Source organism: Streptomyces sp. NBC_00306 (genome assembly GCF_036169555.1).
Taxonomy (GTDB): domain Bacteria; phylum Actinomycetota; class Actinomycetes; order Streptomycetales; family Streptomycetaceae; genus Streptomyces; species Streptomyces achmelvichensis.
Genome location: NZ_CP108032.1, coordinates 6,345,904 through 6,371,347 on the forward strand (window position 1 = coordinate 6,345,904; position 25,444 = coordinate 6,371,347).

At 71.1% G+C, this 25,444-nt stretch carries 17 protein-coding genes; 11 read left to right on the forward strand and 6 right to left on the reverse strand.

Annotated elements, in window-relative coordinates:
- Window positions 1-594: 594 nt before the first annotated feature.
- The 3 genes from OHA05_RS28255 (at window position 595) to OHA05_RS28265 (ending at window position 7,270) form a co-directional block, all read left to right on the forward strand.
- Window positions 595-5,235, forward strand: a complete 4,641-nt coding sequence (locus tag OHA05_RS28255) for a ricin-type beta-trefoil lectin domain protein (protein WP_443043848.1) — start codon at window positions 595-597, stop codon at window positions 5,233-5,235.
- A 102-nt stretch (window positions 5,236-5,337) separates the two neighbouring features.
- Entirely contained in the window at window positions 5,338-6,513 is a 1,176-nt protein-coding gene (locus OHA05_RS28260; RefSeq protein WP_328862061.1) for a DUF6183 family protein, read from the forward strand.
- A gap of 103 nt (window positions 6,514-6,616) precedes the next feature.
- Complete coding sequence (locus OHA05_RS28265) at window positions 6,617-7,270, forward strand: hypothetical protein (RefSeq protein ID WP_328862062.1); 654 nt, start codon at window positions 6,617-6,619, stop codon at window positions 7,268-7,270.
- Window positions 7,271-7,315: 45 nt separating this feature from the next.
- Here the strand turns inward: OHA05_RS28265 and treZ are convergent, their stop codons facing one another.
- Window positions 7,316-9,061, reverse strand: coding sequence for a malto-oligosyltrehalose trehalohydrolase (treZ, locus tag OHA05_RS28270; protein ID WP_328862063.1), 1,746 nt, complete (start codon window positions 9,059-9,061; stop codon window positions 7,316-7,318).
- 90 nt (window positions 9,062-9,151) lie between these two features.
- On the opposite strand from treZ, the gene OHA05_RS28275 reads away from it, so the two are divergent.
- A complete protein-coding gene (locus OHA05_RS28275) occupies window positions 9,152-10,525 on the forward strand; it encodes a GH1 family beta-glucosidase (protein ID WP_313943483.1) in 1,374 nt (457 codons plus the stop codon).
- Window positions 10,526-10,569: 44 nt separating this feature from the next.
- Window positions 10,570-11,469 carry a helix-turn-helix domain-containing GNAT family N-acetyltransferase gene (locus tag OHA05_RS28280; RefSeq protein WP_313943482.1) on the forward strand — a complete coding sequence of 300 codons (900 nt, stop codon included), beginning with the start codon at window positions 10,570-10,572 and terminating at the stop codon, window positions 11,467-11,469.
- A 73-nt stretch (window positions 11,470-11,542) separates the two neighbouring features.
- Here the strand turns inward: OHA05_RS28280 and OHA05_RS28285 are convergent, their stop codons facing one another.
- Both OHA05_RS28285 and OHA05_RS28290 read right to left on the reverse strand, forming a co-directional pair.
- Window positions 11,543-12,439 carry a GNAT family N-acetyltransferase gene (locus tag OHA05_RS28285; protein ID WP_313943481.1) on the reverse strand — a complete coding sequence of 299 codons (897 nt, stop codon included), beginning with the start codon at window positions 12,437-12,439 and terminating at the stop codon, window positions 11,543-11,545.
- Between the two features lie 242 nt (window positions 12,440-12,681).
- Window positions 12,682-13,650 carry a GNAT family N-acetyltransferase gene (locus tag OHA05_RS28290; RefSeq protein ID WP_328862064.1) on the reverse strand — a complete coding sequence of 323 codons (969 nt, stop codon included), beginning with the start codon at window positions 13,648-13,650 and terminating at the stop codon, window positions 12,682-12,684.
- Between the two features lie 176 nt (window positions 13,651-13,826).
- Here OHA05_RS28290 and OHA05_RS28295 point away from each other — a divergent pair, with 176 nt between their 5' ends.
- Both OHA05_RS28295 and OHA05_RS28300 read left to right on the forward strand, forming a co-directional pair.
- A complete protein-coding gene (locus OHA05_RS28295) occupies window positions 13,827-14,375 on the forward strand; it encodes a DUF1707 and FHA domain-containing protein (protein WP_313943479.1) in 549 nt (182 codons plus the stop codon).
- Window positions 14,376-14,600: 225 nt separating this feature from the next.
- Entirely contained in the window at window positions 14,601-15,530 is a 930-nt protein-coding gene (locus OHA05_RS28300; RefSeq protein ID WP_313943478.1) for a cytochrome P450, read from the forward strand.
- Here the strand turns inward: OHA05_RS28300 and treY are convergent.
- Window positions 15,487-17,844, reverse strand: a complete 2,358-nt coding sequence (treY, locus tag OHA05_RS28305; RefSeq protein WP_313943477.1) for a malto-oligosyltrehalose synthase — start codon at window positions 17,842-17,844, stop codon at window positions 15,487-15,489. The genes OHA05_RS28300 and treY overlap by 44 nt on opposite strands.
- Window positions 17,845-17,925: 81 nt before the next feature.
- On the opposite strand from treY, the gene OHA05_RS28310 reads away from it, so the two are divergent.
- Window positions 17,926-19,155: an MFS transporter gene (locus OHA05_RS28310; protein ID WP_313943476.1), complete on the forward strand. Its 1,230-nt coding sequence runs from the start codon at window positions 17,926-17,928 to the stop codon at window positions 19,153-19,155.
- A gap of 43 nt (window positions 19,156-19,198) precedes the next feature.
- On the opposite strand, the gene glgX is transcribed toward OHA05_RS28310, so the two are convergent.
- The gene (gene glgX / locus OHA05_RS28315; protein WP_313943475.1) at window positions 19,199-21,319 is read right to left on the reverse strand and encodes a glycogen debranching protein GlgX; all 2,121 of its coding nucleotides are present in this window, start codon (window positions 21,317-21,319) and stop codon (window positions 19,199-19,201) included.
- Window positions 21,320-21,619: 300 nt separating this feature from the next.
- On the opposite strand from glgX, the gene OHA05_RS28320 reads away from it, so the two are divergent.
- The 3 genes from OHA05_RS28320 to OHA05_RS28330 all read left to right on the forward strand — a co-directional run bounded on the left by OHA05_RS28320 (window position 21,620) and on the right by OHA05_RS28330 (window position 24,425).
- Window positions 21,620-22,852, forward strand: a complete 1,233-nt coding sequence (locus OHA05_RS28320; RefSeq protein ID WP_313943474.1) for an SAV2148 family HEPN domain-containing protein — start codon at window positions 21,620-21,622, stop codon at window positions 22,850-22,852.
- A 109-nt stretch (window positions 22,853-22,961) separates the two neighbouring features.
- Window positions 22,962-23,684 carry a 3'-5' exonuclease gene (locus tag OHA05_RS28325; RefSeq protein WP_313943473.1) on the forward strand — a complete coding sequence of 241 codons (723 nt, stop codon included), beginning with the start codon at window positions 22,962-22,964 and terminating at the stop codon, window positions 23,682-23,684.
- A gap of 186 nt (window positions 23,685-23,870) precedes the next feature.
- Window positions 23,871-24,425, forward strand: coding sequence for a YceI family protein (locus tag OHA05_RS28330; protein ID WP_313943472.1), 555 nt, complete (start codon window positions 23,871-23,873; stop codon window positions 24,423-24,425).
- 66 nt (window positions 24,426-24,491) lie between these two features.
- Here OHA05_RS28330 and OHA05_RS28335 read toward each other — a convergent pair whose 3' ends face one another.
- Window positions 24,492-25,352 carry a phosphotransferase enzyme family protein gene (locus OHA05_RS28335; RefSeq protein ID WP_328862065.1) on the reverse strand — a complete coding sequence of 287 codons (861 nt, stop codon included), beginning with the start codon at window positions 25,350-25,352 and terminating at the stop codon, window positions 24,492-24,494.
- Window positions 25,353-25,444: the final 92 nt, after the last annotated feature.

Genomic DNA, 25,444 nt, shown 5'->3' on the forward strand with positions numbered 1-25,444 from the left:
ATAGATAACTCCCGGCGTGAGCACGGGATTTCCACAGATGGGCGCGTGGCGACCCTCGCTCATGTCTTCGAGTCGTGAGCCCGGGATGCTCAAGTTATCCCTTGCCCAAGGGCGTTGACCTGTGTCTATGGTGATCACCGCGCACACGCGGCGGTCCCTGACCGCTCCGCCGTGACGTACGCGCATCAGCCGGCGGCCGGGGGAACAGTGCCGCCACGGGGAGGGGACCGCCATGCCGCGACACCGGCTCACTGTGTGCGCCGCCTGCTGTCCCCGTCCCCGTGCCGGCAAAACGGGCTGATCAGCCCACACCGCCTCTGCCTCATCCGGACAGTGACCCCCGCCTGCCCCACGTACGCGACGAAGGATGCCCTCTTGCGCTCCAGACCTGGGTTGTTCAGACCCCGATCACGAAGATCTGCGATTTTCACCTCTGTCGTCACGTCCGTTGCCGGCTTGGCCGTCCTCGGCGGCTTGGCTGTCCAGCCTGACGTGCTCAACCAGTTCGCCGCACAGCGCACGGCCACGGCGAGCGAATCCGAGGACTGGTTCGAGGACACCGCCGCGGAACAGTTGCGGCAGGACCAGTGCCTGATGAGCGATGTGCTGCGGCTGGGTGGGCCGTCCATGGCCGCCGTCGCGCAGGACGGGCTCAACCAGCCGCAGGACAAACTCCACGAGCTGGCGAACCGGGAGCACTGGGAGGACACGCCGCTGGCGCAGGCGTACAACAAGGACAAGGAGGCGGCCTCCAAGGAACTGGAAGCCGTTCATGCTCTGCGAGGCACGTGGAAGAAGCCGCTCGACGGTCTTGAGACACCGCGCGGCTTCACCGACGCCGACTTCCACTGGCCTCCGGGCTCGCCGGGAGACGGCAAGGACGACTTCTACGGTCAGACGGGTCTGACGAAGTGGACCGCCGACCGGTTCTGGAAGAGCGACAGCGACTTCTACGAGGACCCCACCCCCAAGGCCGACGCCGCGACGGCGAAGGCCGTCAAGGACCTCGGCTTGCCGCTGTACGGCAAGGAGCCCGATCCGCAGCTGCCCGAGTGGAACCGACAGGTCGCCGAGCACGGAGCTTTCGACCACCTGACGGACTGGTCTCTGGAGCCGACGGGTGCGGACAACGCCCGTCTGTTCCTCGCCTCCGGCGGGTTCCCCCGCACGGCGCCGCAGCCGGGCACTGCGGAGCACCGCATCGCGGTCGAGGACTTCAAGACCCGGTTCGCCGCGTGCACATGGCGTGATCCGATCGACCCGAACAAGGCGCTGGGCGGTATCTCCACCACCGCCGCCACGGAGTGGCAGCAGGAGATCGCCTCTCAGGCCGTTCAGCGCAACCAGCTCCTGACGTCCAACAAGGATGCCACCAAGGCGCTGGCCACCGGGGCAAAGGCCCTGGGGGACATGCTGGGTCATTCCTGGGTTGCCGACCATCTGGCTCGCTGGCAGGACTACTGGTCCGCCGGTGGGCTGGGCTGGATCGGTGACAGCTACGCGACGATCGAGGTGCCGGGCGCGAAGGGCATGTGCCTGGACGTCGCAGGCGGTGCCAAGACCAACGGCACGCCGATCCAGATCTACACCTGCAACAACGGCGCGGCCCAGCAGTGGACGCTGGAGGGCAGCGAGGACGACCTCCACCTGCGCAATGTCGGCTCGCAGAAGTGCCTGGACGTGGCCGGGAACGCGTCGGCGAACGGCACGAAGATCCAGATCTCGGACTGCTACAAGTCCAAGGGACAGTCGTGGAAGGGCGACGTCCGTGCGTCCTCGCCGCTGAAGAGCGTCACCACGGGCAAGTGCCTGGACCTCAGCTCGTTCACCAAGAGCACGGACGCTCGGCTGTACGACTGCAAGGACGCCAGTGCGCAGAAGTTCCTGATCAAGCCGTCCGGCCACAAGGGCACGGACAGCCTGTCGTACCCGGACAAGGCGCAGTTCGACAAGGCGAAGAAGGGCATCACCGACACCCAGGCGGCGGCGAAGAAGCAGCTCGCCACGCTCAAGGCGCAGTTGGAGAGTGCCAAGCAGGCGGCCACCGCGTCCGACACCGCGGAGAAGGCCGCGTACGGCATCGCGGACGCCGCTGGGGCGCCGCGGGGCCGTGGGCTGCTGGTGGGTCAGCAGAAGGCACAGGTCACCAAGGGTTCCGTGGCCGCCCTGACCGCGATGGTGAAGGCCGGTGAGACGGCGGAGGCGGCGGCCCGGTCGTCCGCGGGCGACAGCGAGACGATCGCGCAGCGCGCGCTGGCGCAGGCCGCGCAGTCGAAGGCGGAGTTCCGCAAGGAGGCCGCGCACACCGCCGAGTTGCAGGCCAAGGCCGCGGCGGATGCGGCCAAGATCCACCGGGACAACGCGAAGAAGGACAAGGAGACCGCGGAGGCCAAGCTCACCGAGGCGCTGAAGGCCGAGGCCGATGCCAAGGCGGCTGCCGCGGAGGCGCACGCAAAGCGGCTCGCGGCCGAGGCCGAGGAGAAGACGGCCAAGGCGGAGAAGGACACCGCCGCGGCCAAGCAGGCCGAGGCCAACCAGCACAAGCAGACCGCGCAGGCCGAGGCGACGAACGCCAAGGAGGCCAAGGAGAAGGCCGAAGCCGCCGAGGCCACCGCGGTCGAGAAGAAGAACGGCGCGGTCAAGGCCCGCGACAAGGCCCGCGAGTTGCGGGACGACGCGTGGGACGCCGCGCAGAAGGCCGACGCGGCGCGCGCCAAGGCGGATGCGAAGGAGGCGTTCGCGCAGGCGCACGAGTCCGACAGCAATGCCCAGGAGTCCAGGGCGGCTGCGGACGCGGCGAGCGCTCACGCCGACGATGCCGAAGCGGCTGCCGGCCGTGCCCGCACCGCGGCGGATGCCGCCACCGATGCGGCCGCTGAGGCGGACGCGGCGGCGACCCGTGCGGAGGCGGCCGCCAAGCGCTCCCGTGCGCACGCGGACGACGCCCAGGCCGCAAAGCTCAAGGCCGATGCCGCGGTGAAGACCGCGACGAGCGCGGCGGCCGACGCCATCGACGCGTCCGAGCACGCCTCCGGCGAGGCCAAGTCGGCCGTCAAGCTGGCGGAGGAGGCGGAGAAGCTGGCCAAGGCCGCCAAGTCGCATGCGGACGAGGCGTTCAAGGAGGCCGGCAAGGCGCTGGTCGCCTCTGCGAAGGCGGCGGGCTTCGCCCATGTCACCGCGCAGGCCGCGGTCGACGCGGGCAACGCAGCGGCCCAGGTCGCCAAGCCGGCGAACGACGCGATCCAGCTCGGCTCGCCGTATGTCACCACCGACTCGGCCGCGAGCCTGGTCGTGCTGACCGGGCAGGCGTCGAAGTCGATCGCGGAACAGCAGAAGGCCGTCGCGGACGCCCACGCCAAGAACGCACAGGCCGAAGCGGCCGCCGCGAAGAACCTCGCCGAACAGGCAACGGGCGACGCGAAGATCGCTTACCAGTACGCGGCCAACGCAGCCGGTCATGCGGCGAACGCCCGCACCTACTCCAAGGAGGCTCTGGGCTACGCGGCCGACGCAGCAGCCGCCGCCGCCAAGGCATCGGCGTCCCTGGCCCGCACGGTCGAGTACGACCGCAAGGCCACCGTGGACGCGGCCGCGGCCGACCAGGCGGCGGGCCGTGCCGAGGGCTACGCCCAGGCAGCCCGCGACTCCGCCGACCAGGCCGCGCTCGACGCCCAGGCCGCACGCGACGCCGCAGCCGCGGCCGAGCAGTCGGCCAAGGACGCCCGCGCAGCCGCGAACCGCGCCGACGCCGCAGCGACCGAGGCCGAGCAGGCCGCCAAGGACGCCCTCAAGTACGCCAAGGAGGCGCAGCAGGCAGCGGAGGAAGCGGCTCGCAACGCCGCGAACAAGCAGGTCTCGAACGGTGCGGGTACCGGGGTCGGCGGCACGTGGTACGTCGTCGACGAGGGCAGTATCGAGATCACCGACGCCAAGCAGCAGAACGACTGCGTCATCGAGATCGGCTTCGAGGGCTGCACCGTCACATTCGCGGTCACCTTCAGCGCGACGGTCGACTTCTTCCTCTGCGCCAACCGCGACGCGCAGGCCGGCGCCGGCGGATGTCCTCAGGACGACACGCTGCTCGTCGAGAGCAAGCGCATTCCGGGTCTGAAGAAGGACGTCACCCGATACTTCTCCAAGCTGGAACTCATCCAGCAGACCCTCACCTACAAGCTCATCAAGGCGGTCCTGGTCCAGGACTTCGTCGACTGCTGGCACGGCAGTGTCAGCGGCTGCGCCTGGGCCGCGAGCAACTTCATTCCCGGCAAGGCGCTCGGCAAGGTCTTCGAGGGCATCCAGGCTCTGGACGCCGCGATGAAGACCGGTGTCGGCGTTGCAGACGCGTTCAAGGCGCTCAAGACCCTGGACTTGGACCCTGCGACCCTCGCCCAGATCGAGCGATCGGTCAATGCCTACGAGGGCGTGGTCCATGCCTGCAAGGCCAACAGCTTCCCGGGTAGCACGCAGGTCCTCATGGCGGACGGCTCACACAAGGCCATCCGGGATGTGCGCATCGGCGACATGGTCCTGGCCACCGACCCGGAAACCGGAGTCACCGGTCCGCGCCGCGTCGATGCGACGATCTATACCCCCGACGACCGCAATTTCACGGATATCACCCTCGATTCGAACAACGGCGGCGGGTCGCTGTCCGCTACGGACCACCACCCGTTCTGGTCCGAAAAGGGCAGGCAGTGGAGGAACGCGGCGGACCTGACCCCGCAGGACACTCTCCGCACCACCGATGGCGCATCTGTGCGCATCAGCGGCATTCGCCACTGGACGGGACTCTCCCCCGCCTACAACCTCACTGTCGACGACCTCCACACCTACTACGTGTTGGCCGGCCGCACGCCGGTGCTCGTGCACAACACATCCTGCCCCGTCAGCTTCGTCGACTTGGGCGGTGGCAACTTCAAGTCGCCCGGTGGGCTCATCTATGGCGCCGACAGGAAGCACGGGCACAAGATCAACCACGTGCTCGCCCACACTGTGCCCGATGCCTCGAGGCCGACGCACACGGTGTTCGTGGAAAAGAACCCCAGCAAGGTTCTCGACCTGGTGGACCAGGCGTGGGCCATGCAGAGCAAAGCGATCAGGGACCCCAATGACGCGTTCAGGTTCGTGTTCTACATGGGCGAGGAAATCGGGACCAGAGGGGAGAAGTACCTGCAGATCGCGGTTGATCCGCAGACCAAGTACATTCTGAGCGCCTATCCGGTGGCCCACCCCTAGCGTGGCTCGACGTGAGCCCGACGGAACAACCGACTCGGCCGGCGCCCCACGGCGCCGGCCGAGTCGCCGTACTTGTACAGATGGAAACCAGGTGATTGCACCGTGCAAAGCGACGTGGCCCGCCGACTGGAAGGGCTGGATACTGCCGACTTCTCGGCGACTTCTGCACTTGGTCAAGAGATCCAGCATCGGGCTTCCGCCGGAGACCTCGACTGGGCTGCCACGCTCGGCGTGGAGGTCGTCCGGCTGGCGGCCGGCGAGGGTGAGGGGCGATCGGCCTACCTGTACCTCCTCGACCGTGTGCAGACAGTCCTCGCATCCGTGCCGGGCCGACGGAGCCTGTGCGCGCTGATGCGCGTGCCGGTCAGCCTGTCGCCCGGAGGATCCTCACAGGTCACCGCCGAGCGTCGCCTGGCCCAGATGGTGGCCTCGGGCCACAGGGCTGAGGACATCGTCCGGGTGGTGTACGGCAGGGAACCCGGAACCGCCGCGACACACGAATTCAAGGCCTGCCTTCTGCACGAAATGGTATTTGAAGCCGTGCCGATCACTGAGTATCCAGCGCTTCAGTCCTTCGGGGAGAGGCTCGCGGACGAGGAGCACCCGCTCGCGGTACTGCCGCTCCACTTGCTGCCGACAGAGCGAGGGCTGCGCAGGCCACCCCATGCGCCGCGCGACTGGACGTGGGCTTTGCCTCCGTCAACGGTGGCGCAGCACAGTGACCAAGCAACGCTCAAGGTGTCATCGGAGATGCGTCGGCGCAACGCGGAGGTCGACCCCGCGGAGATCACTGTCGCGGAGGTGGCTGAGGTCATGGGCGCTGCTGTGCACCACTGGCGCGAGCAGTCCAACGGAATGGTGGCTGCGCAGGAGTTCTGGTCCGCGGTCCCCGTGTCGCCGGATGACTTCGCGGCCGTTTTCGAGCGGCTGCCGTTGACGGCATGGCCTGAGGCGGCGGTGACGGCCCGGCTGCACTCGGCCTCCGCGGACAGGGTGCTGACGGTGCTGCTCACCGCGGCAGTGCGCAGCCCGGCGTACGGCCCCGGCCTGAATCGCGCGTACGGGCGGCTTGCCGCCTGGCGTTCCCTCGGCGGCCTGGTCGGCGCCCCCGCGGACGCCGTGATCGATCACATTGCGGCGATGGTCGAACAGACACGGTGGTTCATCGCCGACCCCTCGTCCGACTGGTTCCACCAAGTGGTCTGGGATCTGGCGGTTGCGGCGTTGCGGCCGGACAGGCACGAGATCGCGGTCCTTACTGCCACGGACACCGACTGAGAGCGCAGCGAAAGTGCCAATCCCTGGAACGGGGCGAGGTTTCTCATGCCGGCTGCTTCGGCCACAGGAAAGCGCTGGGGGAACGGCGAGGGTGATGACGTTGGTGAATCACAGGCACCTCGGTGTCGACATCGGCCTCAGCGGGCTGATCAAGTGGATCCGCTACCCCTTGGTCAACAGCGAGGCCGCAGGCCTGGAGGTCGTCGGGAGCGTCGCCGACCGCTTCGACGGTGCGTTCGCCCACCAGCTTCTGCGGGACTGTCTCGTGCTACTGGACTCACCTCTGTCCAGTCGGAACGTCGAGATCCTGTGGCTGGCGGGGACCTTCCGGGAATTCGACCTGGAGCGCCTCGGGATCGACGGGCGGGCGTGGCTGCGCCGGATCGCTGACATCTGTACCGACCGGATCCGGCGCGACGACCCCTCCTTCGAGCCCGAGGCTGTCGCCCCGATCGTGGACGACGCGACGAAAGAGTCGGTCCGGGCCGAGATCACGTCGGTCGGGCCTGCCCTGGAGCAGGCCACAGCCCACCACTCCTACAACGCGCTCGACGGTGTCGTCCCGGCCCTGGAACAGGCAGCGGACATCGAGGCGGACCTCGGGTTCCGGCTGCTGCTCCGGGCCCTGAAGGCGTACTCCGTACCGATCAGCGAGGCCCGGTACGAGCGCTACCTCGCGCTCGGGGACGAACTCGGTCTCGGTGAGGACGTCGTGGACGACACGGATGTCAACACCTGGTCCGACCTGGTCGACTGAGCGCGCCCCCGCCGCCGGGGGAAAGCCGCACCCCACACGACGGCCTCACCCGTCCGCCAGCACCACACACGACTCCGCCAGCAGGTGCAACACCCCGTCCCCGCCCGGCGGTTCGACCGCTTCCCACGCCGCCAGCACCCTCCCCCCGCCTCCCAGCGGGATCGCCGCCGGTTCCTTCGACAGGTTGACCGCCACCCGCAGATCGCCGCGTCGGTAGGCCAGCCAGCGCGCCTGTTCGTCGAACGCCACCTTCACCGCGGCCAGGTCCGGGTCAGCCAGGTCCGACTGGGCGTGGCGCAGGGCGATCAGTTCGCGGTGCCAGGCCAGCAGCCGGGCGTGCGGGTCGCGGTCGCGTTCCGCGCGGTCCAGGCAGGAGCGGTCCCGGGTGGCCGGGTCCTGGGGGTCCGGGATCTCCTCCTCCGGCCAGCCGTGTTCTCCGAACTCCCGCCGCCTGCCGTTGCGTACGGCTTCGGCGAGTTCCGGGTCGGTGTGGTCCGTGAAGAACTGCCAGGGCGTACGGGCGCCCCACTCCTCCCCCATGAACAGCATCGGGGTGAACGGCCCGGTCAGTACCAGCGCGGCCGCGCAGGCCAGCATCCCGGGGGAGAGGGAGGCCGAGAGCCGGTCGCCGAGTGCCCGGTTGCCGATCTGGTCGTGCGTCTGGGCGTAGCCGAGGAAGCGGTGGGCGGGCGTGGCGGCCACGTCCAGGGCGCGGCCGTGGGTGCGGCCGCGGAAACTGGAGTACGTGCCGTCGTGGAAGAAGCCGTGGGTGAGGGTCCTGGCGACGGCCGCGAGCGGCGCTGCGGCGAAGTCGGCGTAGTAGCCCTGGGACTCGCCGGTCAGGGCGGTGTGCAGGCCGTGGTGGAAGTCGTCGTTCCACTGGGCGTGCAGGCCGATGCCGCCCGCGTCGCGCGGTGTCGTCGTGCGCGGGTCGCACAGATCCGACTCGCCGATCAGGAACAGCGGGCGCCCCACCTCTGCGGAGAGTCCGTCGACCGCCGCCGCGAGCTCCTCCAGGAAGGTGAGCGCCCGGTGGTCGACCAGGGCGTGCACGGCGTCGAGGCGCAGGCCATCCAGCCGGTAGTCCCTCAGCCAGGCGAGCGCGCTGCCGAGCAGGAAGGTGCGGACCTCGTCCGAGCCGGGGGCATCGAGGTTGACCGCCGAGCCCCAGGGCGTGGTGTGGGTGTCGGTGAGGTAGGGGCCGAAGGCGGGCAGGTAGTTGCCGGACGGGCCGAAGTGGTTGTGGACCACGTCCAGCACCACGCCGAGGCCGTGCGAGTGCGCCGTGTCGACGAAGCGCTTCAGTGCCTCCGGGCCGCCGTACGGCTCGTGCACGGCCCACAGTGACACCCCCTCGTAGCCCCAGCCGTGCACCCCGGGGAACGGGCAGAGCGGCATCAGCTCGATGTGGGTGATGCCCAACTCGGCCAGTTCGCCCAGACGTTCGGCCGCCGCGTCGAGTGTTCCCTCGGGGGTGTATGTGCCGATGTGGAGCTCGTACAGCACCGCACCCCGCAGACCTTTCCCGGTCCAGGCATGGCGCCACACATAGGTGTCATGCCGCACCAGCGCGCTCGGGCCGTCCGGGCCGTCGGGCTGGCGGCGCGAGCGGGGGTCGGGCAGCACCGGGCCGCCGTCCAGCGAGAAGCCGTAGCGGGCGCCGTCGTCGGCCTCCGCCTCGGCGGTCCACCAGTCCCTGCGCTCTGCGTCCCTGGCCATCGGGCGCTCGGCGCCCTCCAGCCACAGCGTGACCTGCTCCTCGGCCTGCGGTGCCCATACCTCGAACAGCACTGGCGGTCCCCTCGTCGTCGATGCCGACCCCCATCCTGACAAGGCCGGGGTCTGGAGGGGGTGACGTTGCGGCCATTAAGGTCAACGGCTATGTCATCGGTCAGGTCCATGCCACCGCTGCCCGCCTTTCCACCCGGCTTCCTGTGGGGCGCCTCCGCTTCCGCCTTCCAGACGGAAGGGGCCGCGGACACCGACGGCAAAGGGCCGTCGGGATGGGACGCCTTCGCGGCCCGGGGCCGTATCAAGGACGGTTCCGACGCCTCGCGCGGCACCGGCTTCCACGAGCACTACCGCGAGGACGTCGCCCTGCTCGCCGGACTCGGCGCGGACGCCTTCCGGTTCTCCGTCAGCTGGCCGCGGGTCGTGCCCGGCGGCAGCGGTCCGGTCAATGCGGCCGGGCTCGGCTTCTACGACCGGCTCGTCGACGAACTGTGCGCGAACGGCATCATCCCGGCGCCCACGCTGTACCACTGGGACACCCCGCTCCCGCTGGACGAGGCGGGAGGCTGGCTGAACCGGGACACCGCGTACCGCTTCGCCGACTACGTCTCCGCGGTCGCCGACCGCCTCGCGGACCGCGTCCCCATGTGGATCACCGTCAACGAGCCCGCCGAGGTCACCCTGCTCGGCTACGCACTCGGCGAGCACGCCCCCGGCAGACAACTGCTGTTCGACGCCCTGCCCGCCGCCCACCACCAGTTGCTCGCCCACGGACTCGGGGTCCAGGCCCTGCGGGCGGCCGGCGCGACGAACGTCGGCATCGCCGTGTCGCACTCGCCCGTACGGGCCGCGAGCGCCGGGGAGGAGGACCGGTTCGCCGCGGACCTCTACGACACGCTGACCAACTGGCTCTTCGCCGACCCGGTCCTCACCGGCGCCTACCCCGACGAGAGCCTCGCCGCGCTGATGCCCGGCCCGGTCGCCGAGGATCTCGCCGTCATCGCCGCTCCGCTCGACTGGTACGGCGTGAACTACTACCACCCCATGCTCGTCGGAGCCCCCGCCCAGGACGCGCTCGATGACTTCGCGGGGGTCGGTATGCCGGCCGAACTGCCCTTCGGGCTGCGGGAGACACCGAGCGAGGAGCGCACGGCCTTCGGCTGGCCCGTCGTCCCCGACGGACTGCGCGAGATGCTGATCCACCTCAAGGACCGCTACGGCGACCGCCTGCCGCCGGTGTACATCACGGAGAACGGCTGCTCCTACGACGGACTGGACGACCATCGCCGGATCACGTTCCTCGACGCGCATCTGCGGGCACTGCACCGGGCCGTCGACGAGGGGGTCGATGTTCGCGGCTACTTCACCTGGTCGCTCACCGACAACATCGAATGGGTCGAGGGTGCCTCCCAGCGCTTCGGTCTCGTCCACATCGACTACGCGACGCTGCGGCGCACGCCCAAGGCCTCGTACGCCTGGTACCGGGACGTGATCGCGGCCCAGCACGCCGTACGGCCGCGGTGACGGCCGCACTGGACCCCTCGCCATTCTCTGACTAAAGTCAGAGAATGGATGCGGCGCAGATCGGACAGGTGCGACGGTTCAATCGAACCGTCACCGAACGCGTCGGCGCGCTCCAGGATCACTACCTGGGCCGCGACCGGCCCATCGGCGAGGCCCGGCTGCTCTGGGAGATCGACGACCGGGGCCAGGACGTGCGGCGCCTGCGCGAGCGTCTCGGGCTCGATTCCGGATACGTCAGCCGTCTCCTGCGTTCGCTGGAAGCCGCCGGTCTCGTGACGGTGGAACCCCAGCCCCGGGACAGACGGGTGCGCACCGTCCGGCTCACCGACGCGGGCCGCGCGGAGCGCGCCGTGCTCGACGGCCGCAGCGACGAGCTGGCGGGCTCCATGCTCGAACCGCTCAGCCCCGCCCAGCGCGGCCGGCTGGTCGCGGCCATGGCCGAGGTCGACCGCCTGCTGACCGCCGCGACGGTCGTACTGGACGCCGTCGACCCGGACAGCCCCGACGCCCGGGACTGTCTGCGGTCCTACTTCACCGAGCTTCAGGAGCGCTTCGACAACGGCTTCGATCCCGCCCGGAGCCTGTTGCCCGACGCGGGTGAACTCCGGCCGCCGCACGGCCTGTTTCTCGTCGCCCGGATGCAGGGCGAACCCATCGGCTGCGCCGGTCTGAAGCTGCCGGCCGGCGCCCCGGCCGAGATCAAACGGATGTGGGTCGCACCCCGGGCGCGGGGCCTCGGTCTCGGCCGCCGGTTCCTCGCGGAGCTGGAGGCGCGGGCCGTCCGGCACGGCTGCGGCGTCCTGCGCCTGGACACCAACAAGGCACTCGACGCGGCCATCGGCCTGTACCACTCCGCCGGCTTCGAGGAGGTCCCGGCCTTCAACGACGAGCCGTACGCCCACCACTGGTTCGAGAAGCGGATCGGCACGCCGGCGCCGGAGTAGGGCAGGGGCCACGGGCAGGGAGACGAGGACGCGGGCCGGGACGCCCGGAACCCCGGACGCCCCGGCCCTCACCTCAGTCCTGCGAGCCCGGCTCCAGGTGGACGCGCTCCTGCACGACCGGGTGCCCGGCCTTGGTGAAGTTCGCCGCCATCGGGAAGTTGCCCTGGTCGGTGGCGCCCGCGATGAACTCCGCGCCCCGCTCGGCCAGGAAGTGCGTGCACTCGGCGAGCAGGTCGTACGCGTAACCGCGACCGCGCTGCTCGGGCACCACCCCGATGAAGCCGACGCACGGCCCCGACGGATTGCGCGCCGGGATGTGCAACCCGACCAGTTCACCGTCCGGGGTGTGGGCCAGCTGCCACCACTCGCGCGGCGACGGGCACCAGTGGAAGAAGTCCAGCTCCTCCTGGGCCGCCCGGTCCGGACCGCCCTCCGCGATCGCGCGCAGGGCATGGGCGTCGAGGGTCGACGAGTGCACCCGGCGCAGGACGTCGAGGAACACCTCGTCGTCCGGGTCCGGCCGGAAGACCAGCCGGCCCGGCCGCTCCGGCAGCCCGTTCTGCGGTGTCCACCGGTACTGGAAGCGTTCCACCAGCACCGTCATCCCGGCCGCCTGCGCGGCCCGCAGCCGGCTCTCACCTGCGGCCCGCAGGACCGGGTCCTCGCGCCAGCCGGCGGGCAGGATCAGCTCGTACTCCACCTGGTGCGGGGAGGTGCGCAGCAGTTCGGCGCCCGCGTCCTCCTCGCCGTCGGCGACATCGAACCAGTTGATGTTGACAGGGGCCGTGTCGTCGGGCCCGCCCCACCAGGCGGCCCGTGCGACGACCTTGCCGTCGCGCAGGGCGACGCGCTTCCAGTCGGGCCGGTGGGTGGCGCGGGACAGCGCACGGCCGACGCCGAGCGGGTCGGGAAGCGAGTCGAAGAGGTGTGCGTCGCTCTCGTCGAGCGCGCGGATGACCAGATCGGTCATGAGGATGTCCTCCGGGAAGAGATCAGGGTTGATGCGCTCCCGGTCAGACTGCGAACGCCGGGCGGACGGGGCGGGAGCGCGGGAATCGTGTGGTGCACATCGCACTCGCCTCCTTCCGTCGTCACAGGCGTTGTGATCACCGTAGACGGCCCGGCCCGGGCCGTCCAGTGCTTTTCCCCGGTGAACTCCGGCCCGCGGTCCCGGTCCTCGGAGTCGGGCCCGGGCGACGTCGAGCGCCGGCATCAGTCCCAGACGAAATTGAGCGCCCGCTCGAAGTTCACGTACCCGGCCCGCTCGAAGGCCTTGGCCATGGGCACATTGGCCAGGTCCGTCGCCGCCCGGATCCGCGGAACGTCCTCGGCGGCCAGGACGCGGGTGCCCTCGGCGAGGATCTCGTCGATGTAACCCTTGCCGCGGTGGCCGGGCAGCACCCCGATGTACGCGATGATCGCGTTGTAGTTGTTGCGGGCGGGGATCACGAATCCCACGGGCTCACCGCTGCCGGGCAGTTGGGCGATCCGCCACCACGCTCGCGGCGACGCGTAGCCGGCGAGCTCCTCGTCGTAGTGCTTCTCCGCCGCCTCGCGGGCGCTGAGGCCGGAGGCGAGATCGTCCCGGGTGTGCGCGTCGAGGGTGCCCTCCATGACCGGAGTCATCAGCGCGAGGAGATCGTCCCGGCCGGCGACGGCGCGGAAGTCCAGACGTCCGCCCGGCGCCGGCACGGCCGTTCCCGGGCGCCACTCCAGCCGCAGCCGTTCCACCAGCGGCCGGGCGCCCGTCGCCTCCAGGATGGCGGTACGCGTCTCCACCACCGCGCGGGCCGCCGGGTCCTCGCTCCAGTCGGGTGGGACGAAGCGTCCGTACTCCGGCCGGGGCGCGTCCGCCGGGAGGACCGCGGCGGTCGCGGTCTTCAGCAGCCGCAGCCCGGCCTCCGACCGCTCGGCCGGGGGCAGTTCGTCGTCGTCGACGTCGAAGAAGTCGAGAGCGAGCGGCCTGTCGCCGCCGGCGGTCGTCCACCAGGAGAGCCGGGCGAGCACCCGCTCCCCGCGCAACGCGACCCACATCCACTCGGGCCGCCGCCGGCCGGTGGCGAGATCGTCCTCGAGTTCATGGTCGAGAACGTACGAAAGGCGCTGGAACAGCGGGAGTTCGTCCGGTCCGCTCAGCGCGCGGACGGTGAACTCCGGGTGTGCCGCCGGTGCAGCTGTCACGTGTGAGGGCTCCTCGGTGTCCGGGTCCGAGGGACAGTAACAGCCGCGCGGGCAGGGGCAACGAGGTTTTCCCGGGCCGGAATGGTTGCTTCCGTGCAGGTCAGCGGCAGGTCGGGCGGGATGAGAACGCCGGTTCTTCTGGACACCTCAGGCCTTTCGGCCCGACAATTACGGACGTGACGTCGTCCCCCGAGTTCCACACGTACCCCGCACGGCTTTCGGATGCCGAGCGGGACCGTGTCGTCGGCGTGCTCCGCGAGGGCGCCGCGCAGGGCAAGCTGTCGCACGACACCTTCCTGCGGCGCATGGAGCTGGCCCTGGTCGCGCGCCGGCCGGAGGAACTGAGCGTGCTCACCGCCGATCTCCGCGTCGAGAACCGTGCGTCACAGGTGCTGTTCGGCGCGGTGGGCGGAGTGTCCGCGTTCTTCGTACGCCTCCGCAGGGCGTGGCAGGCCGAGAAGCTGCCCCCGCTGCTGCTGCCGGAACCCGGCCCGTACCCCCTGCGGATCGGCCGCGACCCGGGCAACGGTCTGCGGCTGAGCCACGACAGCGTCTCGCGGCTGCATGCCGAACTGGGCCTGCAGGGCAGCCGGTGGATCCTGCGCGATCTCGGCTCCACCAACGGCACCACCGTCAACGGACAGCGGGTGACCGGCGCGGTCGTGGTGCGCGAGGGCGACATGGTGGGCTTCGGCCGGATGAGCTTCCGGCTCACGGCGCGCTGACGGGGCAGGTGGTCCGGCCCCCGATCCGGCCCGACGCCCCTCCGGCCCGACGCCCTACGTCCCTACGCAGGCCGTTCCGCGCCCGAGCCCACCCGCGGACGAGCCCCAGCCCGCCGCATCCTCACCCGTCCGGCGCACGCGGACTGCGCCGAGCGCGTACCGGTGGTCGCCTTGGGGAGATCCGCGTGACAGACGCGCGCGGCGGCCTCAGGGAAACGAGTCACGATGGACGCTGCCGCCCCCGGCGATCTGATACCGGTCCAGCCTTCCGCGACGGCACGTCCCGCGCCCCTGCCCGGCCTGCTCTCCCAGACCCGTGAGCAGGACCCGTACGCGTACTACCGCCGGCTGCGCGAGGACCATCCCCTCGTCCACGACCCCTCCATCGGCGCCTGGCTGCTCAGCCGTTACGCCGACGTCGCCGCGGCCCTGCGCGACCCCCGCCTCGTCGACGGCCGCCGGCCCGGCGACCGGGCCTGCGGCCGGCACCGGGGAGCCGTGCCGCTGGCGATGCAGGAGGTCGTCGAGCGCACCTCGTACGTCCTCGCGCACCGCATCGCCCGGCGTGAACAGGCAGACCTGGTCGAGGAGTTCTGCCGCTGGCTGCCCACGGGATCCCTCGGCGGGCGCGGACGACGGGCGCCTGCCGCGGGTCCCGCCGGGAGGTGCGTCGCCCAACTGTCGGTCCGCGAGATGGCCCTCGCGTCCTTCTTCGCCAACGTCCTCGGCCATCCCGACCGCGTCGCCGCGCTCCGCAGGGTCCCCGGGCTGATCGGGCGCGCCTGGCAGGAGTCGCTGCGCCGCGACCCGCCCGTCCTCGTCGTGGTGCGCCGGGCCGCCATCGAGATACGGGTGAGCGGCGGCACGATCCCCGCGGGCGCCGCCGTCGCCTGTCTGGTCGGGGCCGCCGGCCGCGACCCCGACCGGTTCCGGGAACCCGACCTGTTCGACCTCACCCGGGAGGACAGCGGTCAGCTGACCTTCGGGCCCGGCGACTGCCCCGCCGTGGAGCTCGCCGCGCTGGAGGCGGACCACGGACTGCGCGCGCTCTTCGACGCGATGCCCCGCCTCCGGTGGGCCGACGGGTTCCGGCCCGCGGCGACCGGACTGTTCACCCGCTCCCCTCGGAGCCTTCTCGTACGGCCGTGCGGCTGAGGAGCGCGACGGGCCGGTCCGCGAACAGGGTGTCCAGCGGCACCGCGCCACCGTCGAACTCCCGCGCCCCGTCGAGCAGATCCGCCCAGCGTCCCGGCGGCAGGGACAACTCCGTCCCCTCCCAGCCGCCCGCCGCCGACAGGCGCTTGGAGAGCCGGGTGACGGCCGTGACCACCTCGCCCGTACGGCAGAAGGCCACACAGTGCGCGGCGGCCGGACCGCTGGCGGCCAGCGGCACATAGGTCCCCGATTCGCCGAAGGCCTCCGGCCTCTCCCGGCGCAGCAGCAGCGCCACGCGGGTCAGCGCCGTCTTCTCGTTCGGCACGGCCTCGCCGAACGGGTACCGGTTGTCCGGATCCACCAGCGCCAGGAACTCACCCTCCGTGCGCTGGTAGAGGTCGGGCACCCCCGGCATCGTCAGCTGGAGCAGCGCGGACCCCAGCACATTGGCCCGCACGAACGGGTCCAGCTCACGCGCGAACTGCGCCACCGAATACAGCGGCGGCCCCTCGGGACCCGCCTCCACGAAGTCGGCGACGGCCTTCTCGTACGCCTCGTCGGGCTCCGTCCAGGTGGTGTGCAGCGCCGCCTCCCGCACGCTCTTGAGCAGTGCCTCCCGCAGCCGCCCCTCGTAGGGGAACCCGAAGCCGACGGCGGTCTGCCATGCCACCCAGGCCAGATGAGGATCGGGAGCCCGCCCGCCCTCCAGCCGGCCCGCCTCCTCGGTGATCTGCTGCACGAACGCCGCCCACCGGTCCGGGCACTCGGACAGCACCGCGATCCTGGCCCGCACATCGGAGCTGCGCTTGGTGTCGTGGGTGGTCAGCACGGTGCCGGTGGCGGGCCAGTCGCGTGCCAGCCGTTCGCAGTAGGCGTGGAAGTCCTCGGGGGCGACCGCCGGGCTGCCCGGGTCACCGCCGACCTCGTTGGCCGAGATCAGCGGGACGTAGCGGTAGAACGCCGTGTCCTCCACGGACTTGGCGCGCAGGGCCGAGGACGTCTGTGCGAAGCGGGCACGGAAGGCCACGTGGTCGGGGCCGTCGCCGAGCCGGCCGAGCGCCAGATCGCGCACCACGTCGACCGCGGTGCCCTCCTCCGGGACCGCGAAGGCGCCCTTGGCGCTCGCCGCCGCCTTCACGGTGAGCACCTCGTCCCCGCCGACGCGGTACGGACGGTAGACCGGCACCCGCACCAGCAGTTCCCGGATCGCCGTCCGCAGCGCCCAGGGCGCATGGTCGCGCAGCGCTGTATCCCGGTCGCACACCCGCTCGGCCAGCCGGGTCAGCGCGGCGGTCTCGGCGGCCAGTTCATGGGTGACCACCCGGTACGCGGCGCGGCGCACCGTGGCCTCCCAGTACCCGCCGCGGTCGCCCGCGGGGCCCGCGAACTCCCGGTACAGCGTGACCAGTTCCCCGGCGCCCACCGGATCCGTGAACAGCCCGTCCAGCTGCCGCAGCGCGTCGTACCCCGTCGTGCCCGCCACCGGCCAGCCTGCGGGCAGCCGTTCGTCACCGGTCAGGATCTTCTCGACGACGGTCCAGCACCCGCCGCCCGTCGCCTCGTCCAGCCGCCGCAGATAGCCCTCCGGGTCGGCGAGCCCGTCCGGATGGTCGATTCGCAGCCCCTCCACCACACCGTCCCGCACCAGCTCCAGGATCTTGCTGTGCGTGGCCTCGAAGACGTCCGGGTCCTCGACCCGGACCCCGATCAGGTCCGAAATCGTGAAGAAGCGGCGGTAGTTGAGCTCGGTGCGGGCGAGGCGCCACCAGCCGAGCCGGTACCACTGCGCTTCGAGCAGCTCGGGCAGCGGAAGGTGTGACGTCGACTCGCGCAGCGGGAAGCGCTGCTCCCCGTAGTGCAGCACATCCCCCTCGACCTTCAGGGAGCCGAGCTCGTCGCCGACCCGCCCGCCGAGCACCGGCAGCAGCACCTTCCCGCCGCCGGCCTCCCAGTCGATGTCGAACCACGGCGCGTACGGGGAGAGCGGTCCCTCCCGCAGCACCTCCCACAGGGCGGGGTTGTGCCGTGGGACGGCCGCCATGTGGTTCGGCACGATGTCCAGGACGAGCCCGAGACCGTGCTCGCGTGCCGTGCGGGCGAGCGCCCGCAGGCCCTCCTCACCGCCCAGCTCCTCACGCACCCGGGTCGGATCGACGACGTCGTACCCGTGCGTCGAGCCGGGCACGGCTTCCAGCACCGGCGACAGATGCAGATGCGAGACGCCGAGTCCGGCGATGTACGGCACTGCTGCCGCGGCGGACGTGAACGGGAAGTCCGGCTGGATCTGGAGCCGGTACGTGGCGGTGGGCCTCATGCGAACGTACGTACCCACCTTGAGGGCTTCTGTGTCATCCGTCCCTGCGCCGGTATCGGCCGATCGGGTTACGTTCGCCCGATGCTCCGCACGTATCGCGAGGTCGTGGCCCTCACCGGGCCGCTGCTGCCGGTCATCTCCTTCCTCGGGCGACTGCCCACGGCGATGTGCCAGTTCGGCAGTCTGCTGCTGGTCGCGGAGACCAGTGGCAGCCTCGCGGCCGCGGGACTCGTCGGGGGAGCGCTGGCGGGGGGCCAGACGGTGGGTGGCCCCCTGCTCGGCCGTGCGGCGGACCGCCGCGGCCAGCGGGGCGTCGTGCTCGCCGCCGCTCTCGCCAACGCGGTCGCGGTGACCGCACTCGTGCTCGCCGCCCTCGGCGACGCCGGAACAGCCCTGCTGGTGCTCCTCGGTGCTCTCGCGGGCGCGACGGTGCCGCAGATCGGTCCGCTGGCCCGCAGCCGCTCGGTGGCCCTGGCCCGCGGCTCCGGCGCTGACGACCGGGTGACCGGCGCGGTGCTCTCCTTCGAGGGCACCCTCGACGAGGTGTCGTTCGTCCTCGGTCCCGCGCTCGTCGGCATCGCCGCCGCCCTCGCCCATCCGGCGGCCGCGCTGCTGATGGCCGCGGCGCTGCTGGCGGTGTGCGGCACGGCCTTCGCCCTGCATCCGACGGCCGCACGGACCGGAGCCACGGCCGCACCGGCCCCGTCCCGTGCAAAGCCCCGGCTGTCCGGCGCCGTCCACGGGCTGCGGATCGCGATGGTCCTCCAGGGCGCCATGTTCGGCGCCTCGCAGGCCGGCATCACCGCACTGACGGACCGGCTCGGACGTCCGGAACAAGCGGCCCTGGTCTATGCGGCCATGGGAGTGATGAGCGCGGCGGCCGGCCTCGCCATGGCCGCCCTCCCGCAGAGCCTCGGGCTCACCACCCGCTGGCGGGTCTCGACCGCCGCGCTGGTCGTCCTGTCGGCGCCCCTGCTGTTCGTGGACTCGCTCGGCGCTCTGTACGCGGTGGTGACCGTGCTCGGCGTCGCGTACGCGCCTCAGCTGATCACGGTCTTCGCCCTGACCGAGCGCGGTGTCCCGGCCGCCCGGCTCGCCGAATGCATGGCCTTCCTGACGAGCGGTGTCGTCGCCGGTCAGGCCGCGGCCGTCATGCTGTCCGGCGCGCTCGCGGAGTCCGGCGGCCCGGCTGCGGCCTTCGCCGTGGCGGTGGCGGCCGCCGCCCTGTGCGCCGTGCTGTCGTGGACGGTACGGACCGGGGCACCGGCGACGACGGAGCGGGCGGAGCCCGTGGAGAGCTCCGCCCGCTGATGTCCGTGGCCGCGCGCCGGGAATCTCGGTCGGGGCCGGCGGTTCAGGCCGGCCGGCGCAGCACCGTCAGGCTCCGGCCCACCAGCTTCACCCGTTCACCGGCCGCCACCTTCGGGCCCTCGCCCGGCGGGACGCCCTCCTTGCGGGCGGTGTCCACCACCACCTGCCACTGCCGGCCGTGGTTCACCGGCACCGCGAAGTCCAGCTCCTCGGCGCTGGCGTTGAACATCAGCAGGAACGAGTCGTCGCCGATCCGTTCGCCCCGGGGCCCGGGCTCCGAGATGGCGTGCCCGTTCAGGAAGACGGACAGCGCCTTGGCGTGCGCCGCCTGCCAGTCCCGCTGGGTCATCTCTTCGCCCTCGGGCGTGAACCAGGCGATGTCCGAGAGCTCGTCGTGCGTCCCCTCCACCGGACGGCCGTGGAAGAAGCGCCGGCGGCGGAACACCGGGTGGTCGCGGCGCAGCCACACCATCGCCCGGGTGAAGGCGAGCAGTGTGCCGTCCGTGTCCGTGCCCGGCTCGGGCCACTGCACCCAGGACACCTCGTTGTCCTGGCAGTAGGCGTTGTTGTTGCCGCCCTGGGTGCGGGCGAACTCGTCGCCGTGGCTGAGCATCGGCACACCCTGGGAGAGCATCAGCGTCGCGATGAAGTTGCGCATCTGACGGTCCCGCAGCTCCACGACCTCGGGGTCGTCGGTGTCGCCCTCGGTGCCGCAGTTCCAGGACCGGTTGTGGCTCTCGCCGTCGCGGTTGCCCTCGCCGTTGGCGTCGTTGTGCTTGTCGTTGTACGAGACGAGGTCGTGCAGGGTGAAGCCGTCGTGGCAGGTGGTGAAGTTGATCGAGGCGAGCGGCCGTCGGCCGTCGTCCTGGTAGAGGTCGGACGAGCCGGTCAGCCGGGAGGCGAACTCGGCGAGCGTGCGCGGCTCGCCCCGCCACAGGTCCCGCACGGTGTCGCGGTACTTGCCGTTCCACTCGGTCCACAGCGGCGGGAAGTTCCCCACCTGGTAGCCGCCCTCGCCCACGTCCCACGGCTCGGCGATCAGCTTCACCTGGCTGACCACCGGGTCCTGCTGCACCAGGTCGAAGAAGGACGACAGCCGGTCCACCTCGTGGAACTGACGGGCCAGCGTGGCCGCCAGGTCGAAGCGGAACCCGTCGACGTGCATCTCGGTCACCCAGTACCGCAGCGAGTCCATGATCAGCTGGAGCACATGGGGGCTGCGCATCAGCAGCGAGTTCCCGGTGCCCGTGGTGTCCATGTAGTAGCGGCGGTCGTCGGTGAGCCGGTAGTACGAGGCGTTGTCGAGGCCCCGGAAGGACAGCGTGGGGCCGAGGTGATTGCCCTCGGCCGTGTGGTTGTAGACGACGTCGAGGATGACCTCGATACCGGCCTGGTGCAGGGCCCGCACCGCCTGCTTGAACTCCAGCACCTGCTCACCGCGGTCGCCCCAGGAGGCGTAGGCGTTGTGCGGGGCGAAGAAGCCGATGGTGTTGTAGCCCCAGTAGTTGTTGAGACCGGCGTCCACCAGCCGGTGGTCGTTGACGAACTGATGCACCGGCATCAGTTCGAGCGTCGTCACCCCGAGCTCGGTCAGATGCGAGAGGACCGCCGGGTGCGCGAGCCCCGCGTAGGTGCCGCGCAGCTCCTGCGGCAGCTCCGGATGGAGCATCGTCAGGCCCTTCACATGGGCCTCGTAGATCACCGTCCGGTGATAGTCCGTCCGGGGGGACCGGTCGTCGCCCCAGTCGAAGTACGGGTTGACCACGACCGACGTCATCGTGTTCGGCGCGGAGTCCAGGTCGTTGCGGGAGTCCGGCTTGCCGAAGTGGTAGCCGTACACCGATTCGCCCCAGTCGATGCTTCCGCTTATCGCACGCGCGTACGGGTCGAGGAGCAGCTTGGCGGAATTGCAGCGCTGCCCCCGCTCCGGTTCGTATGGGCCGTGCACCCGGAAGCCGTACCGCTGACCCGGCATCACACCCGGCAGATACGCGTGCCGCACGAAGGCGTCCGTCTCGCGCAGCTCCACCGCCGTTTCTGATCCGTCGTCGTGCAGCAAGCACAGCTCGATGCGCTGTGCGGCTTCGGAGTACACCGCGAAGTTGGTGCCGGCGCCGTCGTACGTGGCGCCGAGCGGATACGCCTGTCCCGGCCAGACCTGCATAGATATGACTCTTCCACTTCTGATCCGGGTGCTGGAGGGCACTTGGCCCAGATCCTCCCCGAAAGTATCGCCGCCGAACGCCTCCATGGCAGTGGACGACGCGGTCAACATCGTGTTCCTTCTGTCGCCCGGGTACCCCAACCGCTATGAAACCCCTCACTCCGGCAGATCTCGCCAGGCGGAACGTCCAGAAGGATCAAGGGAGTTGGGAAAGCCGCCCGTCGATCCGGCTGCACCTTGTCCCGCATGCGGAGTAGTCTTCCTTGATCGTTGGGTGGGGGACGGGAAGGCGGTGCGCGGGTGAGCTCGGGAGGGCTGGAGCTACCCCCAGGTGACGCGAGTCACGAGGGGGACTCCGCCGAGGTCCCGCCAGGAGCGGTCTCCCTCGCCAGGCCGATGGAGATCGGGGCGGAACTGGACTGGGGCGCGGACGCCTGGAGCGAGGTGCGTACGCGCGCGCAACGGGCCGGACGGGCCTACATCTGGCTGAATCTGGTGGAGCAGCGGCTGCGGGCCGTGGTGGCCGCGGTGCTGCGCCCGATCTACGAACCGGTGCACGGCGACGACTGGGTGGTGGCCGCGGCCGGGCCCGCCGGGCAGGAGTGGGTGCAGCGGGCCGTCGCCGTACGCGAGGTCTCCCGTCGCAAGGGCTATCTGCTGGACCCCGCCGACGACAATGTCCTCTCCTTTCTCACCCTGCCCCAGCTGCGCGAGCTGATGGTCCAGCACTGGCCCTGCTTCGAGCCCTACTTCGACGACCGGCGCGACGTCGAGCTCGCGCTGGACGAGCTGGAGGTGGCGCGCAACGTCGTCTCCCGCAACCGCGCCCTGAACGAGGCGGTGCTCGCCCAGGCGGAGCGCGCCTCGGCGCGGCTGCTGGAGATACTCGGCAGCGGCGCCGGCGTCCCCTCCGCCGACCGGCTCCCGGTCGACGCGGTCGAGGAGCTCGTCGGCGACCGGTACGCGGACGTCGTCTCCGTCCACCCTGACCGGGTACGGCTCCAGCGCCAGCTGCCGGCCGAGGACCTGTTCGGCGGCGCGCGCCGGCTCGACGCCATCGGGATAGGCCTGAACCTCCTCGTCCAGAACTTCTCCGGCCGCCGGCTGGTCCGCCTCGCCGAGTCGGGCTGCCGCATCCGCCTCCTCTTCCTGAACCCGGCCAGCAGCGCGGTCAAGCGGCGCGAGCGGGAACTGGGCATCAGAAAGGGCGAATTGAGCCGCACGGTGGAGATGAACATCCTCCATATGCGCCGGGTGCGCTCCCGGCTGCGTGACCCCGGGGCCTTCGAGATCCACGTCTTCGACGAGACCCCGCGCTTCACCGCCTACCTCGTCGACGGCGACGGCGCCGACGGGCTCGCCGTCATCCAGTCCTATCTGCGCAAGGCGCGCGGCATGGAGGCGCCCGTCCTGGTGCTCCGCGGCGGGGGCCGGGCCGTGGTCCGCGCCGGCAACGACACCGAGAACGGTCTGTTCCAGACCTACCGCGAGGAGTTCGAGTCCGTCTGGGCGGACTCACGGCCCGTCTCCTGACCGGACCGATCGGTGGCGGCCGGCGGCCGGCGGCCCGGGTTGTCAGTGCCGCGTGGCAGGGTGAGCAACGCACGGGGGACAGCATCACGCAGTACGGAGGAGGGCCACGATGGCTTGGCACGGGGAACCGCTGGTCGGCTTCGACCTGGAGACGACGGGCACGGAGCCGCTGGAGGCCCGGATCGTAACGGCCGCGGTCGTCGAGGTCCGGGCGGGGGAGCCGGTGGACCGGCGGGTGTGGCTCGCGGACCCGGGCATCCTCATCCCCGCACAGGCCTCGGCGATCCACGGCATCAGCAGTGAGCGGGCGACCTCGGAAGGACGTCCGGCGCGCGAGGTGGCCGAGGAGGTCGCCTCGACGCTGTGCGGGTACTGGGCGCGGGGCGTGCCGGTGGTCGCGTACAACGCCGCGTTCGATCTGACGCTGCTGACGGCCGAGTTGCGCCGGCACGGGCTGGCGTCGCTGAGCGACCGGCTGGACGGCCGGCCCATCGGCCCGGTGATCGACCCGTACACCATCGACCGCGCCGTCGACCGCTACCGCAAGGGGAAGCGAAATCTGGAGGCGGTGTGCGGAGAGTACGGCGTGCTGCTCGACACCGCCCACGACGCGACCTCCGACGCGCTGGCGGCCGTGCGGGTGGCGTGCGCGCTGGCTCAGCGTCATGTGCCGGTGGCGTCGCTGACGCCGGAGCAGCTGCATGAGCGTCAGATCGAGTGGTACGCACAGTGGGCGACGGACTTCGAGGCCTTCCTGCGGCGCAAGGGGAGCGCGGACGCGACGGTGGACGCGTCCTGGCCCCTGCGGGAGGTTGCACCGACGGGCTCCTGACGTCCTCCCGTCCGGTGACGAAGAGCGCCGTCCGGGGCCATCCGGGGACGGGCCGGGGCCGTGCACGCGCCACGGCAGGGGGTCGGCGGTGCCTCGCCCGGACGGGCCGTTTGGTGACGTCCGACCGGGTTACGCATCCCACGAGACCGTTGTCGACGGTTCGAACGACACTCGGAGGCGCTTCGCATGACCGCTGCACAGCAGATCCCGGACCTCACCCCCGCCACGTGGACCATCGACCCCGTCCACTCCTCGGTGGGCTTCTCGGTACGCCACCTGATGGTGTCCAAGGTCCGCGGCAGCTTCGAGAGATTCTCCGGCGAGATCACCATCGCCGAGGACCCGCTGCTCTCCTCCGCACGCGTGGAGATCGACATGTCCTCGATCGACACCCGCAACGAGGACCGCGACAACGACCTGCGCAGCACCAACTTCTTCGAGAGCGACCGCTATCCGGTCATGACCTTCGTGACGACCGGCGTGCGCGGCTCCGGCACGGACTACACGGTCACCGGCGACCTCACCATCAAGGGCACCACCCGTCCGGTGGAGCTCGACGTCGAGTACAACGGTGTCCAGGTCGACAGCCCCCTGGGCACCCGGGCCGGGTTCGCCGCCACGACCGAGATCAGCCGCAAGGAGTTCGGCATCACCTTCGACATGCCCCTCGAGGGCGGCGGTACCGTCGTCGGCGACAAGATCAAGATCGACCTCGACATCCAGGCCGTGCTCCAGGCCTGACGCCGTTCGGGTCGGGGCGACGCGGGTCGCGCGGCCGTCCCGGTCGCGCGGGTTGGAGACGGATGGTCAGAAGGGGTACCAGCGGACGTCCGGCGTGGCCGTCCGCAGGGACTCCACCCTGCGGCCGAACTCCAGCCGCGCCGCCTCGTTCGTCGGCGCGTGCTGCGCCACCCACGCACAGCTCGCCGTCTCCCGTGCGCCCCGCAGCACCTCGCACCCCTCCCACTCCCGCACATCCCACCCGTACGCCTCGGTGAAGGACTCGTACGCCTCCCACCCCAGGCCGTACCGGTCCCTGGACAGGGCCATCACCACCAGGTCGTGCTCGCGGAAGTCGCCGGAGAACGTCTCCAGGTCCACCAGCACCGGGCCGTCCGGGCCCACATGGACATTGCGGGGCAGTGCGTCCCCGTGGATCGGCCCGGGCGGCAGGTGCGGAGTGAGCGCGGCAGACGCCGCCGCGAAACCGTCGCGCCGCTCCCGCAGAAAGGCCGCGTCCGCCGGGTCGATCGCATCCCCGGCCAGGTGCAGCCACCGCTCGACCCCGCCGAGCAGCTCCCGTCGCGGCAGCGCGAAGTCCGGCTCGGGCAGCGCGTGCACCTGACGCAGCAGACCGGCGAGGTCCGTCGCGTCGGCCGGGCGTACCGCGTCGGGGAGGCGGTGCCAGAGCGTCACCGGATGCCCTTCGACCCGCCGTGCCCGCGGCTCCGCGGGCCGTACCGCGGGCACCCCCGCCTCCGCGAGCCAGACGCCGATGGCCAGTTCGCGTTCCGCCCGCGCCTGAAGGGTCTCGTCGCCGACGCTCCGGCCGACCTTCACGACCAGGTCGTCCGCCGAGAAGACCGCGTTCTCGCCGAGCGCCAGCAGCGCCGCGTCGGCGGGCAGTCCGGCGGCCCTCAGCACCTCACGTGCCCTCGTCTCGTCCATCCGGCACCACTTCCGCTCTCGCTCCCACGACCCTGTGAATCCGCCAAAGTCTTGCATCCGTGCAGGTGGGGTTGACGAAGCGACGGGACGTC